The organism is Ochrobactrum sp. SSR, from assembly GCF_030067775.1.
In the GTDB taxonomy this organism is placed as follows: Bacteria; Pseudomonadota; Alphaproteobacteria; order Rhizobiales; family Rhizobiaceae; genus Brucella; species Brucella teleogrylli.
Genome location: NZ_CP125970.1, coordinates 417319 through 433209, shown reverse-complemented (window position 1 = coordinate 433209; position 15891 = coordinate 417319). Strand labels below are relative to the sequence as shown.

The following is a 15891-nucleotide window of genomic DNA, read 5'->3' as shown; positions in this document are numbered from 1 at the left end:
CTATGCAGCGGTCGACCGGGGAAGACGCGGCAGGTTTTCAGCAATCATGCGCCAGTCGGCCAATTCCGCCTCACCCTCGTGACGCTCACCGAAGAACTGCACGATCAGTTCGCCATTGGCGTCGTAAGCTTCCAGCGAAGTCACATGACCGTCCTTGGTCGGCTTGCGCACGACCCAGGCATCGGCAATGTGATCGAGACGCAGATGCATGTGGAAGGTCGGATCAAGCACATTGAGCCATGGGCCCATCATCTTGATCTCATGGATCGGGCCGGTATGGATCTGGATGCAGCCGCGATTGCCGACAAAGCACATGATCGGCAGCTGTTGCTGCACAGCGTGGTTCATCATCGCTTCCACGGATGAAAGATCAACACGCCAAGCGAAATCCTGTCCGGCAAGATGCATGGCCTGATGGCGGTCAACGCCAAAATCCTTCAGCAGCCCCATGAACTGATGCACATCGGTCAAAGCGCTCCAGCGCTCGCGGAAGGCATCGGTATCGACAAGCGCGACATTGGCCTTTGCACCTTTCGGCGCAATCGCGGTCGTTTCGATAGAACCCGACTGATCATCAAGCAGAAGTTCGGTGACAAGCGCCTCATAGGCTTCAACATCGGATGCCGGGCGCAGGTGAATCTTGTGAACGGCCTCACCGGAGGCATCGAAGAATTGCAGGCTGCGGCGCAGTTCCTCGCCGTCCTTTTTGCGAACCGCAAAACCATGCACCCAATGCTTCGGGAAAATACGCAGATCAATCTGCTTGCCCAGCACGATCGACGCATGCGGGCCCCAAACGGCCTTTTCGAACGGTCCGATCTTTTCGTGCACGACACTTTCGTTGCGCGTCAGCGCCATCACTTCGCCAAGGGTCGATGCGCGCTTAAGCAATGTCTCGACATCCACGCGAATGCGGCGGGCCGAAATGGCGGCATCGTCGCCGAGGCCACAATGGGCAGCAACGAAATCAGCTTCTGAAATACCGAGGCTCTGCGCGAAATCGCGTTCACGCGCCTTCGGGTTGTCCGCCCGTGCCTGAAGAATCTGCTCTGGGGAGGGCTTGGAATGTTGCGTCATGTGTGTCGTGCCTACTTGTTCAAAATGAGCTTGCCTTGGCGGGTAATCTTGAGGCGATAGAGCGATCCGCCATGCTCTATCCCTACCTCGCGGGAGCCGTCGAAAAGTTCGCGGCTGCCATAAATTTTGATCTGCGCTTCTTTCAGGGTCGCGCGAATCGGCGGCGCGGTGCGCTCAACCGAACGCCCCGTTCGGTCGCCAGTATTGTCGCCTGCCGGACCGTCGATCATGCGATTGGCAGAACGGTCGGCGGCGTGCCCGCGGGGCAAACGCACTTGCATGTCGATATGAATACGCCTGTTCATTTTATCGCCCTGACGTTGACTTGAAAGCTCCGCTCGGAAGCCCCGTTTTCACAAAACCATATCCGCCTGTTCATCGCGAAATTGATTTGTTGACATCACTAGTCATGTTTACTAATCACTGCATTACTGGATTAATCGAGTCAAGTTTAAATCTCGCCCTTCCAGCGCAAGCCACGAAGAATTCGTCTTCGCCAGCCAGCAGAGCTGCCTCCATATTGGAAGCATTCTAAACAATTGAATTCTCAGGGCTTCCTGCCGTGTCTCAGGTCGGCGGGGGAGCACATTTGCGCAGAGGAAATACAGCAATGCGGGCGACTGGTGGGGTACACAAGCGTTCATTCCTGGCGAGCAGCGGGCTCGCAGTCATTCTTGTCGCGATGGCATCGCAGTCATGGGCGCAGGAGCAAAAAGCAGCCGAAGGCGAAAACGACGTCACGCTAAAGACGATCACCATCCGGGGCGATGGCGCCAGGGGTGATGCGACCTACAACACGCCCGCCGCCGTCAGCACTGTTTCCAGCGAAGAGCTTCGCCGCAACGGCGATGTGAAGCTGGACGATGTGCTACGCGACAAGCCGGGCGTCTTCACCCGCATGAACGGCTCCCAGCCGGGCGTGGCCGTCAATATTCGCGGCTTCGAAGGTTCTGGACGCGTCAACATGATGGTCGATGGCGTTCGTCAGAACTTCCGCTTCACCGGCCATGAGGCGCAGGGCTTCACCTATGTCGATCCGAACCTTCTCGCCGATATCGACATTTCGCGCGGCGCAGTGACCGGCACCGGCGGCGGCGGGCTCGCAGGCAGCGTCAATTTCCGCACGCTCGGCGTGGATGACATCGTCCGTCAGGGCCAGCAATATGGTGTTCTCGGACGCGCCTCGTGGGGCAGCAACGGCGTCGGTTTCTCTGAAATGCTGGCCGCCGGTGCGCGCGTCAATTCGATGGGCGTTGCCGCAGCCATCAGCCGCCGCGATTCCAACAATTACAAGAATGGCGATGGCGTTGAACAGCCGGATACCGGTCAGGAACTGACCTCCGGGCTCGTCAAAACCGAGTTCGGCTTCGGCGAAGATCACAAGCTGGCGCTTGGCGGTGTTTTTTACAACAACGATTTTGGTGCCAATTCCTACGATCAGAACGTCAAGAACAAGACGTTCACGGCGAATTACACCTACAATCCGTCGGATAACGACCTGATCGACCTGCATGTCAACGCTTACTACAATCGCCTCGACATGACCTATTACAACAGCCTGTCCACGGGCCTTCCGGGCAGCGCGACAGGCCGTGGCATCACCGACAAGGGCTATGGCTTCGATATTTCGAACACATCGCGCTTCAATGTCGGCGAAGTGGGCGTCAAGTGGAACTACGGCGTCGAATATTTCCGCGACAACATTTCGGGCGACAATTCCGGCGTCAATCCAGTCGACGGACGCAGCAGCAACGGCGCAGTCTTCTCCGAAACCACCTTCAGCTACGGCATTGTCGACCTGATCGCCGGCCTGCGCTACGACTTCTTCAACACTTCTGGCAGCGCCGATACCGGCCTTGCCAATTTCGGTGACGGCGGCCTCTACGACGTCGATATTTCCAAGCAGCGCCTCGATCCGAAAATCACGCTGGCGATCAACGCGACCGACTGGTTGCAGCCATACGTGACCTATTCCCAGAGCATGCGTTCGCCAACGCTGCAGGAAACCATGTTGGGCGGCAACCATCCCGGCTCGACAAGCGTCAGCTTCCTGCCGAATCCGACCCTATCGCCTGAAACCCAGAAGGGTTGGGAAATCGGCGTAAACCTCAAGAAAGACGATCTGTTTCTTGCTGGAGACTTGCTGCGTCTGAAGGCCGATTATTACGACATGGATGTCGAGGACTACATCACGTCCACGTTCAACCCGACCTATCGCAAGTACCAGTTCGTCAATGTCGACGGCACTTCGCAGGTGCGCGGCTTCGAACTCGAAGCGATGTATGACGCAGGCATGGCCTTCGGCGGCATTACATATACCCACTCGAAGTCGGAACTTCCGGCGCAGACCCCAGGTCTCGGTGCAGGTCAGTACATGCCGGATGATGTCTTCTCCGTCAGCGGCGGCGCACGCTTCCTCGAGCGCAAGCTGACGGTTGGCGGTCGCTACTCCTATGTTTCGGGCGGCGATACCGTCGGTTACACCGGCGTTACCCAGTCCGACAGCTATGGCCTCGTGGATGTGTTCGCCAATTACAAGTTCACCGAGAACGTCGATCTGACTTTGAAGGTCAATAACCTGTTCGACAAGAGCTATACGCCATTCCTGAGCACATCAGGCTCCGGTCAGGGTCGTACGTTCCTCGTGGCGACACAGTTCCAGTTCTGACCATGGCGGGCGCCTGATCGCCCGTTTTAACCGTCGCATCTGTGAAGACTGGCCCACCTTCTGACCGCGGCTGTGGCCTTCTGATCCCGAGATGCGACGCGGCGCGTGCGGCCTTGACCCCGCACGCGCCTGAAATTCGAATTCAGTTTTCTGGCCATGCCGGCCCGAAAACCCATATAGTCGATCTAAAGCCAGTCCAAACCTAATGGAAAAGGATGAGCCATGTTCATAGCCATGAATCGCTTCAAGGTGCGCGTCGGCAGCGAAGCCGATTTCGAAGCCGTCTGGAAAAACCGCGATTCCACGCTTTCCGATTTGCCGGGCTTTGAAACGTTCCACCTGCTGCGCGGCGCAACCAATGAGGAAGAAGGCTATACGCTCTATGCTTCCCATACGGTCTGGCGCAGCCGCGAAGACTTTGTCTTCTGGACCAAGTCGGAACAGTTCCGCGAAGCGCATCGCAATGCCGGAACCAACAAGCCTCTCTATCTCGGACCACCGCAGTTTGAAGGCTTCAGTGCCGTCGAAGGCGCCTAGTGGATTGAATTTGGCGTTTTAATCCCGGCTGACACATAAGCTGTTTCAAACGTCAAATTCGAAAAAGCCATCGGATTACGCTTCAAGCCATTGCCACGCCCACCTTTTCCACATGGGTGCGGCGAAATGGCACAGCCTCTATCGGCATCGCTTCAACGCCCTTCCCGATAGAGCATTTTAACAGACAATTAGTGTTTAAACATGGGTAGTTAACTCATATTTAGAATGATTCTAAGTTATTGTTTTTTAGAACATTTCAAAAACATAGAATTTGACAGATACCCCGCTCGCCAGCCATAACCTGACCTAGTTTGGCGAGTTTAACAGACCGTCGAAATAGACCTTTAATGTTCGGGCCTTTAACCCTTGCAATTGGAGGAACCATTGTCCGGTTCATCTTGGCCTTGCGCCACCAGTAAAATAACGCTGCGCGTTTCCAGCAGCGATCTTGAAGTAGAAGTACCGGGCAATCAGGTAAACTTCCTCCGTTTTTCGCATTCCGCGTCGGGTTTTTACTGCCAAAACGGCATGGGAGTATCCATCTCATGCTAGTTTGCAGCTGTAACGTCATCACAGATAAAGATATCGAAGCAGTTGTGATCGAACTTCTCGATCAGGACTGCTGGCAGCTTATCGTCCCCGGCACCGTCTATAATGCCATGTCCAAGCGCGGCCGCTGCTGCGGCTGCTTCCCAAACGTCGTAGAAACGATCATAAGGGTGACTGAAGAGTATCATCTTCGTCACAACCAAATGGACGAAAACGTTATCCAGTTCATGGATCGTGTACGTTCTCTACGCGACAAATTCGGGAGTTCATGGAATGAAAGGCGAACCAAAGGTCATCGAGCGGCTTAACGAGGCTCTGTTTCTCGAGCTCGGCGCCGTCAACCAGTATTGGCTGCACTACCGCCTGCTGAACGACTGGGGTTTCACGCGTCTTGCCAAGAAAGAGCGTGAAGAATCCATCGAAGAGATGCATCACGCTGACAAGATCATCGACCGCATCATCTTCCTCGAAGGTCACCCAAACCTGCAGACTCTCGCACCGCTGCGCATCGGCCAGAACGTCAAGGAAGTTCTGGAAGCCGATCTTGCCGGTGAATATGACGCTCGTGCTTCCTACAAGAAGTCGCGCGAAATCTGCGACGAACTCGGCGACTACGTTTCCAAGCAGCTTTTCGACGAGCTTCTGGCGGATGAAGAAGGTCATATCGACTTCCTCGAAACCCAGCTCGACCTGCTGTCCAAGATCGGTGAAGAACGCTACGGCCTGCTGAACGCTGCTCCCGCCGACGCTGCCGAATAAGCCTGTTTCACAGGATGTTATGAAACCGGGACCTCGAGTCCCGGTTTTTTTTATTGCCTATAACAACCCGCCGCTTTTCGATGCTGCGGCCCTGGCTGCGGCAACACTACCCGGCATCCAAGCTTTACCTTGGCCCCTTGGTCGTGGTATTGCGCGCGCAATTTCCGAAATTTGCAAGGTTTCCCCAATGAGCGCACCGCGCGTCAGTTTCGTTTCACTTGGCTGCCCGAAGGCGCTGGTTGATTCCGAACGCATCATCACCAGCCTCCGCTCGGAAGGCTATGAAATCTCCCGCAAGCATGACGGCGCCGATCTGGTGATCGTCAACACCTGCGGCTTTCTCGATTCTGCCCGCGATGAGTCGCTTGATGCCATCGGCCTCGCTCTCAACGAAAACGGCAAGGTGATCGTCACCGGCTGCCTCGGTGCCGAACCGGAGGTCATCCGCGAACGTCACCCGAATGTTCTCGCCATCACCGGCCCACAGGCCTATGAAAGCGTCATGAGTGCCGTGCACGAAGCTGCCCCGCCCGCGCATGATCCGTTCGTCGATCTGGTGCCGCCGCAGGGTGTGAAGCTCACGCCGCGCCATTATGCCTATCTGAAGATTTCCGAGGGCTGCTCGAACCGCTGCTCTTTCTGCATCATTCCGGCGCTGCGCGGCGATCTCGTCTCGCGCCCGATCGATCAGGTGCTGCGCGAGGCCGAGAAGCTGGTGAGCGCCGGGGTCAAGGAAATCCTTGTTATCTCTCAGGATACGAGCGCCTACGGCCTCGACATCAAGTATCAGGAAGCCATGTGGCAGGACCGTACGGTCCGCACAAAATTCCTCGACCTTTCGCGCGAACTGGGCGACATGGGCGTCTGGGTGCGCATGCACTATGTCTACCCCTACCCGCATGTCGACGAAGTCATTCCGCTGATGGCGGAGGGCAAAATTCTGCCTTACCTCGATATTCCGTTCCAGCATGCTTCGCCTGCGGTTCTGAAAAACATGCGCCGCCCAGCCCATCAGGAAAAGACCTCGCGCCGCATTCAGGCATGGCGTGAAACCTGCCCTGATCTGGCGGTACGCTCGACCTTTATCGTCGGCTATCCGGGTGAAACGGAAGAGGATTTCCAGCTGCTGCTCGACTGGCTCGACGAAGCCAAGATCGAACGCGCGGGCTGCTTCAAATATGAGCCGGTCAAGGGTGCAAAGGCCAATGATCTTGGTCTTGAGCAGGTGCCGGAAGAAATCAAGGAAGCCCGCTGGCATCGTTTCATGGCTAAGCAACAGCAGATATCCACCAATCTTCTCAAGAAGAAAGTCGGCAAGCGTCTGCCGGTCATTATTGACGAGGCAAACGGCACCGTTGCCAAGGGCCGCACCCGCTATGACGCACCCGAAATCGACGGCAGCGTGCATATCCAGTCGCGCCGACCGCTGCGCGTCGGCGACATTGTGACTGTAAAGATCGAAGCGAGCGACGCCTACGATCTGCATGGCATCGCGGTCTGATGGTGGCTCCGGCTGCCATTGCCATCAGAAAAGCAACATCGGCAGATGTGGCGGCTATCGTCGCCATGCTTGCCGATGACGGGCTTGGCGCAAAGCGCGAAGACGCCAGTCTGCCATTGCGCGACGAATATCTGAATGCCTTCGCAGCCATCGACGCCGATCCGAACCAGTTTCTGGCCGTGGTCGAGCATGACGGGCGGATCATTGGCTGCATGCAGCTGAGCTTCATTCCGGGCCTGTCCCGCCTGGGCCAATGGCGCGGCCAGATCGAAAGTGTGCGCATAGCGAGCGATATTCGCGGCGGCGGCATTGGTCGTCAGATGATCGAATGGGCTATCGAGAAATGCCGCGAACGGGGCTGCGGGCTGGTGCAGCTCACCACGGACAAATCCCGTTCCGATGCGCTGCGTTTTTATCAGTCGCTTGGTTTCACCGACAGTCATGAAGGCCTTAAACTGTCGCTTTAAGAAAGCTCTGTAAAAAAGCTTATAAAAAAGAAAAAGGGCGCTTGAGGCGCCCTTCTTTTTTTGCCTGTGAACTATGCTTACTGCGGGAGCTTGTCGTCCACGCCAGCGACATAGAAATTCAGGCCAAGCAGGGTCTTGTCGTCGGCCTGTTCGCCAGCCTTCAGCCATTCCGAACCGTCCTGCTTCTTGATCGGGCCGGTGAAAGGCTTCAGTTCGCCAGACTTGATCTTGGCTTCGGTTTCCTCGGCCAGTTTCTTCACGTCATCCGGCATGTTGGTGTAAGGCGCCATCTTGACGAGGCCTTCCTTCATGCCCCACCAGACATTCTGGCTCTTCCAGCTGCCGTCGAGAACAGCCTTGGTGCGGTCGATATAGTATGGACCCCATTCGTCCACGACTGCCGTAAGCTGCGTGTCGGGGGCGAACTTGATCATGTCCGAAGCCTGACCAAAAGCCTTGATGCCGCGATCATGCGCCACCTGAATGGCAGCGGTGGAATCGGTGTGCTGGGTGATGATGTCCACGCCCTGATCGATCAGAGCCTTGGCGGCATCAGCTTCCTTGCCCGGATCGAACCAGGAATTGACCCAGATTACCTTGACCTTGAATTCAGGATTGATCGACTGTGCGCCGAGCATAAAGGCATTGATGCCCTGCACGACTTCCGGAACCGGCACTGAGGCGATGTAACCGGCAACGCCCTTGGTCGACATCTTGGCGGCGATCACGCCCTGCACATAACGGCCTTCATAGAAGCGCGCATTATAGGCTGACATGTTGTCGGCGGTTTTATAGCCGGTCGCATGCTCGAACTTCACCTTCGGGAACTTCTTGGCGACCTTGACGGTCGGGTCCATATAGCCGAACGAGGTCGTGAAAATCAGCTGATTGCCAGCGCGCGCCAGACGTTCGATGGAACGCTCGGCGTCAGCACCTTCCGGCACGTTTTCAAGAAAGGTGGTCTCGATCTTGTCGCCCAGCGCTTCGACCAGTTCCTTGCGCGCCTGATCATGCTGATAGGTCCAGCCGAAGTCGCCCGGAGGTCCGATATAGATGAAGCCCACTTTGAGTTTGTCTTCTGCATGCGCCGCGCCGCCGAGCATAAAGCTGGCAGCGGTGGCGATGGCCATAAGCGTCTTTTTCATGGTCCCTGCACTCCTTGTTTGCACCCTATAAAAACGAAACCGTCCTGTCGTGGGAACCGGTTCGCGTTTAACCCCTATCTGTCCGGAACGAACGGCTTACCGAGCGACGCAGGCGTGTTCATCATCGTCAGGCGCTTGTTGCGCGAGATGATGACCAGCACCACGATGGTCGCGATATAGGGCAACGCCGAAAGCAATTGCGACGGCAGGCCGAAACCAAGCGCCTGCGCATGCAGCTGGCCGATGGTCACAGCGCCAAAAAGATAAGCCCCGATCAGCACCCGCCATGGTCGCCACGACGCAAAAACGACGAGCGCCAAAGCGATCCAGCCGCGACCGGCGGTCATGTTTTCCACCCATTGCGGCACATAGACGAGCGAGAGTTGCGCGCCCGCAAGGCCTGCGCAGGCACCGCCGAACAGCACCGCCAGATAGCGTGTGCGCACCACATGCACGCCAAGCGCATGGGCGGAACCGTGGCTGTCGCCAATGGCGCGCAAGGTGAGCCCCGCGCGCGTGCGAAACAGGAACCACGTCACTGCTGCAACCAGCATGAGCGAGAAGTAAAAGATCGGGTCTTGCCCGAACAGGAACCGCCCAACCAGAGGAATATCCGTGAAATAGGGAATATAGATAGCATCGAGCCGGACACCCGGAACACCAACAAAGCTTTCGCCCAAGAGTGCTGAAGCGCCGATACCCAGAATGGTGAGAGCAAGACCAGTTGCCACCTGATTGGTGACCAGAGTAAGCGTCAGGAAGCCGAAAATGGCCGAGAACAGGGTTCCAACGGCTATGCCCGCCAATAGGCCGAGCCATGCCGAGCCGGTGAGCTGCGCTGCTGCGAAGCCGGAAACAGCGCCCATCAGCATCATGCCTTCGACGCCCAGATTGAGAACGCCCGAACGTTCAACCACCAATTCTCCAATGGCTGCGATCAGCAGCGGTGTTGCGGCGGTGGCGATAGTGAGAAGAATGGCCTGTGTCAGTTCCATCGGATCAGGCCTTTCCCGTTTTGTGTGCGCTGACAAAACGAATGCGGTAGAGAATGAGCGTATCACAGGCCAGCACAAAGAACAGGATCATGCCCTGAAACACGCGCGCCGATTTTTCTGAAATGCCGATGGCAACCTGCGCCGCCTCGCCGCCGAGATAGGACAGCGCCAACACAAGGCCTGCAGCGATAGCGCCGAGCGGGTTCAGACGCCCGAGAAACGCGACGATGATTGCGGTGAATCCGTAGCCGGGTGAAATGACCGGACGAAGCTGCCCGATAGCGCCAGATGTTTCCGCAATACCGGCAAGGCCGGCCAGCGCGCCTGAAACGGCAAAGACGAAAAACACTAGTTTGCCGGAACTGAAGCCCGCGAAGCGCCCTGCCCTCGGGCTTTGGCCGATGACCTTGACCTCGAAGCCCTTCAGCGTGTGCTTGAGCAGGAACCAGACCAATAGCGCGGCAATCAGCGCCAGAATGAAGCCCCAATGGGCGCGTCCCGATTCACTCCATATTTCCGGCAGAATAGCGCTGTCATTAAACTGGCGCGTTTCCGGGAAGTTATAGCCTTCCGGGTTACGCCACGGTCCGCGCACCAGCCAGTCGAGGAAGAGTTGCGCCACATAGACCAGCATCAGGCTGGTGAGAATCTCGTTCGTATTGAAGCGGACCTTGAGAAAGGCCGGAACCGACGCATAGGCAGCACCGCCCGCCATGCCCATCAGCATCATCAGCGGCAGCACGAGCCACGACTGAAAGTCGGGAAACATCACCGGCAGAATAGAACCGGTGACGGCCCCCATGATGAATTGCCCTTCAGCACCGATATTCCAGTTGTTCGACAGGAAGCAGACGCACAGACCCACCGCGATCAGGATCAGCGGCGCGGCCTTGACCAGCAATTCATGCCACGACCAGATATCGAACAAAGGTTCGACAAAGAACACATAAAGCGCATTGAGCGGGTCTTTGCCCATCAATGCGAAGGCGAGACCGCCGAAAATGAAGGTCAGCGCCAGAGCCAGCAAGGGCGACAAGGCGCTGAAAAGCTTAGACGGCTGGGGGCGTTTGACGAGTTCGATCCGCATCAGGCCGCACCCATCTCTGCTTCACCGGAAATGCCGCCCATCAGCAGGCCGATCTTTTCAAGAGTCAATTCGGCAACAGGCATAGGCTCGGAAAGCTGACCGTGATTCATGACCGCTATCCGGTCACTGATTTCGAAGAGTTCATCGAGATCCTGGCTAATGACAAGAACGGCAGAGCCCGATCGCGCAAGGTCCACAAGGGCCTGCCGGATATGAGCCGCAGCACCCGCATCGACGCCCCATGTCGGCTGGTTGATGACCATGACCGATGGCGAACGATCAAGTTCACGACCAATGATGAACTTTTGCAGATTGCCGCCGGACAGTGCCGAAGCTGGCGGGTTTTCTGCGCTTTTGCGCACATCCATCCGCTCAATAATGCGTCGCGCAGCGGAATGCAGTGCGCTTTCGGCGATCAACTTTAACGCGCCGCCGCGCAGGAACGCTTTCGCATCGGTCTTGTAGCGCGACAGAAACAGATTGTCGGTCAGTGACAATGACGGCACCGCACCGTGGCCAAGCCGCTCTTCCGGCACAAAGGCCGCCCCCATCATGCGCCGTTCGCTGATGCCGAGCCTGCCTGCATCCTTGCCTCGAATACGTACAGTCGATGCAGCCGATTGCAGCACCTCGCCGGAAATGGCTTCAAAGAATTCGCCCTGCCCATTGCCAGCAACGCCCGCAAGCCCCACGACTTCGCCAGCGGCCACCGAAAGCGAGATATCTTTAAGCGCTGTGGAAAACGGCCCCCGTGGCGGTTGTGACAAAGACTTGATTTCAAACAGCGCTTCGGCGCGCGTCGCCGGAGCATCCATCGGGCTGCGCGCCACCACCTTGATGTCGTTGCCAACCATCATGCGGGCGAGCGACGCCGCCGTTTCCTTGCGTGGATCGCAATGCCCAACCACCTTACCGTGGCGCAACACCGTTGCGCGGTCGCAAAGCCGCTTCACCTCTTCCAGACGATGACTGATATAGAGAATGGATTTGCCTTCAGCCTTCAGCCGTTCCAGTGTTTCAAACAGGCGGTCGGCTTCCTGCGGCGTCAGAACCGAGGTCGGTTCGTCCAGAATGATCAGGTCCGGTTCCTGCAACAGACAACGCACGATTTCGATGCGCTGGCGCTCGCCGACCGAAAGGTCGCCGACATGGGCCTGCGGATCGACCGGCAAGCCATAGGTCTTGCCCACTTCGCTGGCCCGTTTTGCCACATCGGACAGCGACAGAGCGCTATCCAGCGAGAGAGCGATATTTTCAGCGGCAGTCAGCGAGTCGAAAAGCGAAAAATGCTGAAAAACCATGCCGATGCCGAGCGTTCTTGCAGCGGCAGGTTCGCCAATGACGACGCTCTGGCCCTTCCAGACGATTTCGCCTTCAAGCGGTTGCAGCGCACCGAACAGCATCTTAACGAAAGTGGATTTTCCAGCGCCGTTCTCGCCCAGAAGCGCGTGAATTTCGCCCTTGGCAATGGTGAGATCAACCCCATCGCAAGCTCTGAGCTGCCCAAATAGTTTCGTGAGCCGGCGGACATCCAGAAGAGGCCGGTCGGATAAATTGGCTGACATTATTCCCCAAATGTATTTTTTGAAAGACCTTAGCAGCAATTTTGCACTTGAAAAGAGCAAAAGCAGGCTCTGCCTAACATATGCACATCGGCGATAGGTCGCCCCTCACCCGCGCCACGAAAACAAGGTCAATCAGACGACATTACGGGAGTAAAATACTGGTTCCGGTGGTCTTGCGCGCTTCCAGTTCCTCATGCGCCTTGCGGGCGTCTTTGAGCGCATAGGTCTGGTTGATTTCTATCTTCACCGCACCGCTGCCCACCACGTCGAAAAGCTCGGCTGCGGTCTTTTCGAGGTCGGAACGCTTGGCGACATAGTTGAACAATGTCGGACGGGTTGCGAAGAGCGACCCTTTCTGCGCCAGAAGCCCAAGATCAAACGGCGGAATGACACCCGATGACTGGCCGAAACAGGCGAACATGCCGAGCGGCTTCAGGACGTCCAGCGATCCCATATAGGTATCGCGACCGACAGAGTCGTAAACCACGTCCACGCCTGCGCCATTGGTCAGTTCACGCACTCTTTCGGCGAAATTTTCCGTGCGGTAATTAATGACATGGTCATAGCCATGCTGCTTGGCAAGCGCGATCTTGTCTGGCGATCCGGCTGTGCCGATAACCGTTGCTCCAAGATGCTTGGCCCACTGCCCTGCGATCAGGCCGACACCGCCAGCCGCCGCATGAAAAAGGATCGTCTGTCCGGCTTCAACCCGGAAGGTGCGCCGCAACAGATATTGCGCCGTCATGCCCTTCAGCATCATGGAAGCGGCAGTTTTGAGATCAATGCTTTCCGGCACGATCACCAGACGGTCGGCAGGCAAAATGCGCTCGTCGGCATAGGAACCCGGCGTTGCCACATAAGCGACGCGGTCACCCACCTTCACATTGTCAACACCGGCACCAACGGCAATAACCGTGCCAGCACCTTCATTGCCGGGCGTGAACGGCATTTGCGCTGCCTTGTAGAGACCCGTGCGGAAATAAACGTCGATGAAATTGAGGCCGACGGCTTCATGGCGAACCTTCGCTTCACCCGGCCCCGGCTCACCGATTTCGATCTGCTCATAGTTCAGAACTTCAGGCCCGCCGGTCTGATGAACGCGAATGGCATTGATCATCATACGTCTCCGCTCTTTTTTGCAGCTGCAACTTTCTCGGCCTCAATAACGGCGGCGGTGCGCCCAAGGCCGGGGAAGAACTGCATCACTGCGCCAATGAAATAGATATAGAGCCCGGTCACGGAAATGCCCACGCGCACCCAGAGCGGCGCATCCAGCGTATAATAAAGCGCGATCGCACCAAAGGCGCACCAGAGCAGAAACACCGTGAGATTGATCGGGCGCAGGCGCACAACGCGCACCGGATGCAGGAAGTTGATCGGCAGGAAGGACAGGATCGCCGATGCAACCACGGTGCCGAACGCCACCCATTCTCCCGGCCTGACGATGAACAGGGTGAAGACCACCATGTTCCACACCACCGGGAAGCCCTTGAAGAAGTTCTCCTTCGTCTTCATGCCGGTATCGGCATAATAGATCGCGCTCGACACGACGATGATCGCGCCGGATATGAAGGAGAGGTTCGTCCCCATAAAGCCGCTCTGATACAAGGCAAAAGCAGGGATCAGGACGTAGGTGACATAGTCGATGATGTTGTCGAGCAGTTCACCCGACCAGTTGGGCAACACATATTTGACTTCGAGCTTGCGCGCGATTGGCCCGTCGATGCCATCTACGAACAGCGCGAGGCCAAGCCACCACCACATCGCCGTATATCGCCCGTCGCTGGCCGCGACGATGGACAGAAAAGCCAGAAACGACCCCGATGCCGTCAGCAAATGGACAGAAAACGCCTTGGCTTGCGGCGCGGTGACTTTCTTGGCTTTGAGTTTTCCGGTCAGTTTGGTTTTCACGCTGTTCGCCATTCCGTTTTGTCGCCGCGCAGTTTCCGCAGAAGATACAGCGATTTTATTTCAAATCTCGCCTTGGCTCACCTTGGGCTTACCTTAGGCTCATCGTGGGCGTTTACACCAAACAAACTGACGCCCCAACTGTTCTGTTGGATCCTGACGTGATCTATCCCAGAAAAGCCGTGTTCTTAGTGGAAGCTTTCCCCGAATAAGCTCAAAAGAGCAAGTAAGGCATGAGGCAAATCAGCCTTAATTCCACGGAAGAATGGCCTTTGCCGGCATTTCGGTCTAAGTGCTGCTTGAGAACGGCACGGAAGAATCATCTTCATAGCTGCACTTCTGGCCGACACGTCCCGACGAAGGATGAAGCGAATGAACGATCTGGTTGCGAACAAGCCAATGACTGACATCGTGATCAGCGGTGGCGGCCCTGCTGGCATGATGGCCGCGCTTGCGCTTGGCGCGAAGGGCTATCGCACCATCCTTCTGGGACCCGAAACGGACAAGGGCGACCGCCGCACGACGGCGCTGATGATGCCCGCCATCCGTTTTCTCGAACAGATCGGCGTCTGGTCGTCCATCCAGCCGGAAGCCGCACCGCTCGCCTCCATGCGCATTGTCGATGCGACGCAGCGCCTTGTCCGCAGCCCGACAGTCACCTTCCGCGCCGGTGAAATCGGCGAAGAGGCATTTGGCTATAATATCCCCAATGCCGTTCTCAACGCGAAGCTTGCCGAAGCTGTGGCCGAGAGCGCCAATATCGAGCGCAACACGGCGTCGGCTATCGAATATCGCCCCAATGGCGACCATGTAACGGTGACATTGGCGGGTGGCGATACGCTCCATGCCCGCCTTTTAGTCGCCGCTGATGGGCGCAATTCCGGCGCACGCGAAGCCGCAGGCATCCGCGCGCGCCGCTGGAACTATCCACAAACCGCTGTTGTCTTGTCCTTCGCCCACAGCATCAGCCACGAAAACATCTCGACAGAATTTCATACCGAACACGGCCCGTTCACGCAGGTTCCACTGAAAGGCAAGCGTTCGAGCCTTGTGTGGGTGGTGAACCCGGAACGCGCAGAAACCTTGCTCACGCTGGACGATCAGGCTCTGGCCGCACAGGTCGAGGAGATGATGCAGTCGATGCTCGGCCGGATCGAAATCGACGTGCGCCCGCAGGGCTGGCCTCTGTCCGGGCTGGTGCCAAACGCATTTGCAGCCAAGCGAACCATCCTGATTGGCGAAGCAGCCCATGTTTTCCCACCCATCGGTGCACAAGGGCTTAATCTCGGCACACGCGACGTGGAAACGCTGGTAAAGGCCATCGAAAGCGATTCTGTCGATCCAGGTTCTGATCGTGTGATCCGCGCTTATGACCGCGCACGCCGTCCAGATATTCTGGCCCGAACCGGCTCGGTCGATGCGCTCAACCGCTCGCTTCTGTCGCCCATGCTACCTGCGCAGATCGCGCGCGGCGTCGGGTTGGAAATGCTGCGATCCTTCGCGCCGTTGCGGTCATTCTTCATGCGGGAAGGCCTGCGCCCCGGCAGCGGCTTTACGCATTTTCTCCCCAAACTTCCCAAGCTGGCAGACCGTCGACGCGACAACGCCAGCAAATAAAGGCTTCCCTCAAAAA

Annotated in this window: 15 protein-coding genes; 7 read left to right on the top strand and 8 right to left on the bottom strand. The window is 57.1% G+C overall.

The window, feature by feature from the left end; translation table 11 throughout:
* Positions 1-1077: a hemin-degrading factor gene (locus tag QLQ11_RS13495; protein WP_121538811.1), complete on the bottom strand. Its 1077-nt coding sequence runs from the start codon at positions 1075-1077 to the stop codon at positions 1-3.
* A gap of 11 nt (positions 1078-1088) precedes the next feature.
* Entirely contained in the window at positions 1089-1307 is a 219-nt protein-coding gene (gene hemP / locus QLQ11_RS13490; protein ID WP_109368004.1) for a hemin uptake protein HemP, read from the bottom strand.
* A 380-nt stretch (positions 1308-1687) separates the two neighbouring features.
* Here hemP and QLQ11_RS13485 point away from each other — a divergent pair, with 380 nt between their 5' ends.
* The 6 genes from QLQ11_RS13485 (at position 1688) to QLQ11_RS13460 (ending at position 7558) form a co-directional block, all read left to right on the top strand.
* Complete coding sequence (locus QLQ11_RS13485) at positions 1688-3745, top strand: TonB-dependent receptor domain-containing protein (protein WP_109367514.1); 2058 nt, start codon at positions 1688-1690, stop codon at positions 3743-3745.
* Between the two features lie 222 nt (positions 3746-3967).
* A complete protein-coding gene (locus tag QLQ11_RS13480; protein ID WP_109367515.1) occupies positions 3968-4282 on the top strand; it encodes an antibiotic biosynthesis monooxygenase in 315 nt (104 codons plus the stop codon).
* A 545-nt stretch (positions 4283-4827) separates the two neighbouring features.
* A complete protein-coding gene (locus tag QLQ11_RS13475) occupies positions 4828-5139 on the top strand; it encodes a bacterioferritin-associated ferredoxin (RefSeq protein ID WP_109367516.1) in 312 nt (103 codons plus the stop codon).
* A complete protein-coding gene (gene bfr / locus QLQ11_RS13470) occupies positions 5105-5590 on the top strand; it encodes a bacterioferritin (protein WP_109367517.1) in 486 nt (161 codons plus the stop codon). The genes QLQ11_RS13475 and bfr overlap by 35 nt, the downstream gene beginning before the upstream one ends.
* 187 nt (positions 5591-5777) lie before the next feature.
* The gene (gene rimO / locus QLQ11_RS13465) at positions 5778-7091 is read left to right on the top strand and encodes a 30S ribosomal protein S12 methylthiotransferase RimO (RefSeq protein ID WP_121538809.1); all 1314 of its coding nucleotides are present in this window, start codon (positions 5778-5780) and stop codon (positions 7089-7091) included.
* The gene (locus QLQ11_RS13460) at positions 7091-7558 is read left to right on the top strand and encodes a GNAT family N-acetyltransferase (RefSeq protein WP_109367519.1); all 468 of its coding nucleotides are present in this window, start codon (positions 7091-7093) and stop codon (positions 7556-7558) included. The genes rimO and QLQ11_RS13460 overlap by 1 nt, the downstream gene beginning before the upstream one ends.
* Before the next feature lie 77 nt (positions 7559-7635).
* Here QLQ11_RS13460 and QLQ11_RS13455 read toward each other — a convergent pair whose 3' ends face one another.
* The 6 genes from QLQ11_RS13455 to pcsA all read right to left on the bottom strand — a co-directional run bounded on the left by QLQ11_RS13455 (position 7636) and on the right by pcsA (position 14273).
* Positions 7636-8703: a BMP family ABC transporter substrate-binding protein gene (locus QLQ11_RS13455; RefSeq protein WP_121539622.1), complete on the bottom strand. Its 1068-nt coding sequence runs from the start codon at positions 8701-8703 to the stop codon at positions 7636-7638.
* Positions 8704-8777: 74 nt separating this feature from the next.
* Positions 8778-9698, bottom strand: coding sequence for an ABC transporter permease (locus QLQ11_RS13450; protein ID WP_109367521.1), 921 nt, complete (start codon positions 9696-9698; stop codon positions 8778-8780).
* A 4-nt stretch (positions 9699-9702) separates the two neighbouring features.
* Positions 9703-10785 (bottom strand): ABC transporter permease, encoded by a 1083-nt coding sequence (locus QLQ11_RS13445; protein WP_109367522.1) that lies wholly within the window; start codon positions 10783-10785, stop codon positions 9703-9705.
* On the bottom strand, positions 10785-12350 hold the full coding sequence (locus QLQ11_RS13440) for an ABC transporter ATP-binding protein (protein WP_109367523.1): 1566 nt from the start codon (positions 12348-12350) through the stop codon (positions 10785-10787). The genes QLQ11_RS13445 and QLQ11_RS13440 overlap by 1 nt, the downstream gene beginning before the upstream one ends.
* 142 nt (positions 12351-12492) lie before the next feature.
* Positions 12493-13467, bottom strand: a complete 975-nt coding sequence (locus tag QLQ11_RS13435; RefSeq protein ID WP_109367524.1) for a quinone oxidoreductase — start codon at positions 13465-13467, stop codon at positions 12493-12495.
* On the bottom strand, positions 13467-14273 hold the full coding sequence (gene pcsA / locus QLQ11_RS13430; RefSeq protein ID WP_109367525.1) for a phosphatidylcholine synthase: 807 nt from the start codon (positions 14271-14273) through the stop codon (positions 13467-13469). Before pcsA ends, QLQ11_RS13435 begins: the two co-directional genes overlap by 1 nt.
* A gap of 357 nt (positions 14274-14630) precedes the next feature.
* Here pcsA and QLQ11_RS13425 point away from each other — a divergent pair, with 357 nt between their 5' ends.
* Entirely contained in the window at positions 14631-15875 is a 1245-nt protein-coding gene (locus tag QLQ11_RS13425) for a UbiH/UbiF family hydroxylase (protein ID WP_109367526.1), read from the top strand.
* Positions 15876-15891 lie beyond the last annotated feature (16 nt).

What these genes read in the sequence shown, in the direction of transcription:
- QLQ11_RS13455 (WP_121539622.1), bottom strand. Translation starts at nt 8,703, where the DNA reads ATGAAAAAGACGCTTATGGCCATCGCCACCGCTGCCAGCTTTATGCTC.
- QLQ11_RS13495 (WP_121538811.1), bottom strand. Translation starts at nt 1,077, where the DNA reads ATGACGCAACATTCCAAGCCCTCCCCAGAGCAGATTCTTCAGGCACGG.
- QLQ11_RS13445 (WP_109367522.1), bottom strand. Translation starts at nt 10,785, where the DNA reads ATGCGGATCGAACTCGTCAAACGCCCCCAGCCGTCTAAGCTTTTCAGC.
- QLQ11_RS13425 (WP_109367526.1), top strand. Translation starts at nt 14,631, where the DNA reads ATGAACGATCTGGTTGCGAACAAGCCAATGACTGACATCGTGATCAGC.
- pcsA (WP_109367525.1), bottom strand. Translation starts at nt 14,273, where the DNA reads ATGGCGAACAGCGTGAAAACCAAACTGACCGGAAAACTCAAAGCCAAG.
- rimO (WP_121538809.1), top strand. Translation starts at nt 5,778, where the DNA reads ATGAGCGCACCGCGCGTCAGTTTCGTTTCACTTGGCTGCCCGAAGGCG.
- bfr (WP_109367517.1), top strand. Translation starts at nt 5,105, where the DNA reads ATGAAAGGCGAACCAAAGGTCATCGAGCGGCTTAACGAGGCTCTGTTT.
- QLQ11_RS13435 (WP_109367524.1), bottom strand. Translation starts at nt 13,467, where the DNA reads ATGATCAATGCCATTCGCGTTCATCAGACCGGCGGGCCTGAAGTTCTG.
- QLQ11_RS13475 (WP_109367516.1), top strand. Translation starts at nt 4,828, where the DNA reads ATGCTAGTTTGCAGCTGTAACGTCATCACAGATAAAGATATCGAAGCA.
- QLQ11_RS13485 (WP_109367514.1), top strand. Translation starts at nt 1,688, where the DNA reads ATGCGGGCGACTGGTGGGGTACACAAGCGTTCATTCCTGGCGAGCAGC.
- QLQ11_RS13450 (WP_109367521.1), bottom strand. Translation starts at nt 9,698, where the DNA reads ATGGAACTGACACAGGCCATTCTTCTCACTATCGCCACCGCCGCAACA.
- QLQ11_RS13460 (WP_109367519.1), top strand. Translation starts at nt 7,091, where the DNA reads ATGGTGGCTCCGGCTGCCATTGCCATCAGAAAAGCAACATCGGCAGAT.
- QLQ11_RS13440 (WP_109367523.1), bottom strand. Translation starts at nt 12,350, where the DNA reads ATGTCAGCCAATTTATCCGACCGGCCTCTTCTGGATGTCCGCCGGCTC.
- hemP (WP_109368004.1), bottom strand. Translation starts at nt 1,307, where the DNA reads ATGATCGACGGTCCGGCAGGCGACAATACTGGCGACCGAACGGGGCGT.
- QLQ11_RS13480 (WP_109367515.1), top strand. Translation starts at nt 3,968, where the DNA reads ATGTTCATAGCCATGAATCGCTTCAAGGTGCGCGTCGGCAGCGAAGCC.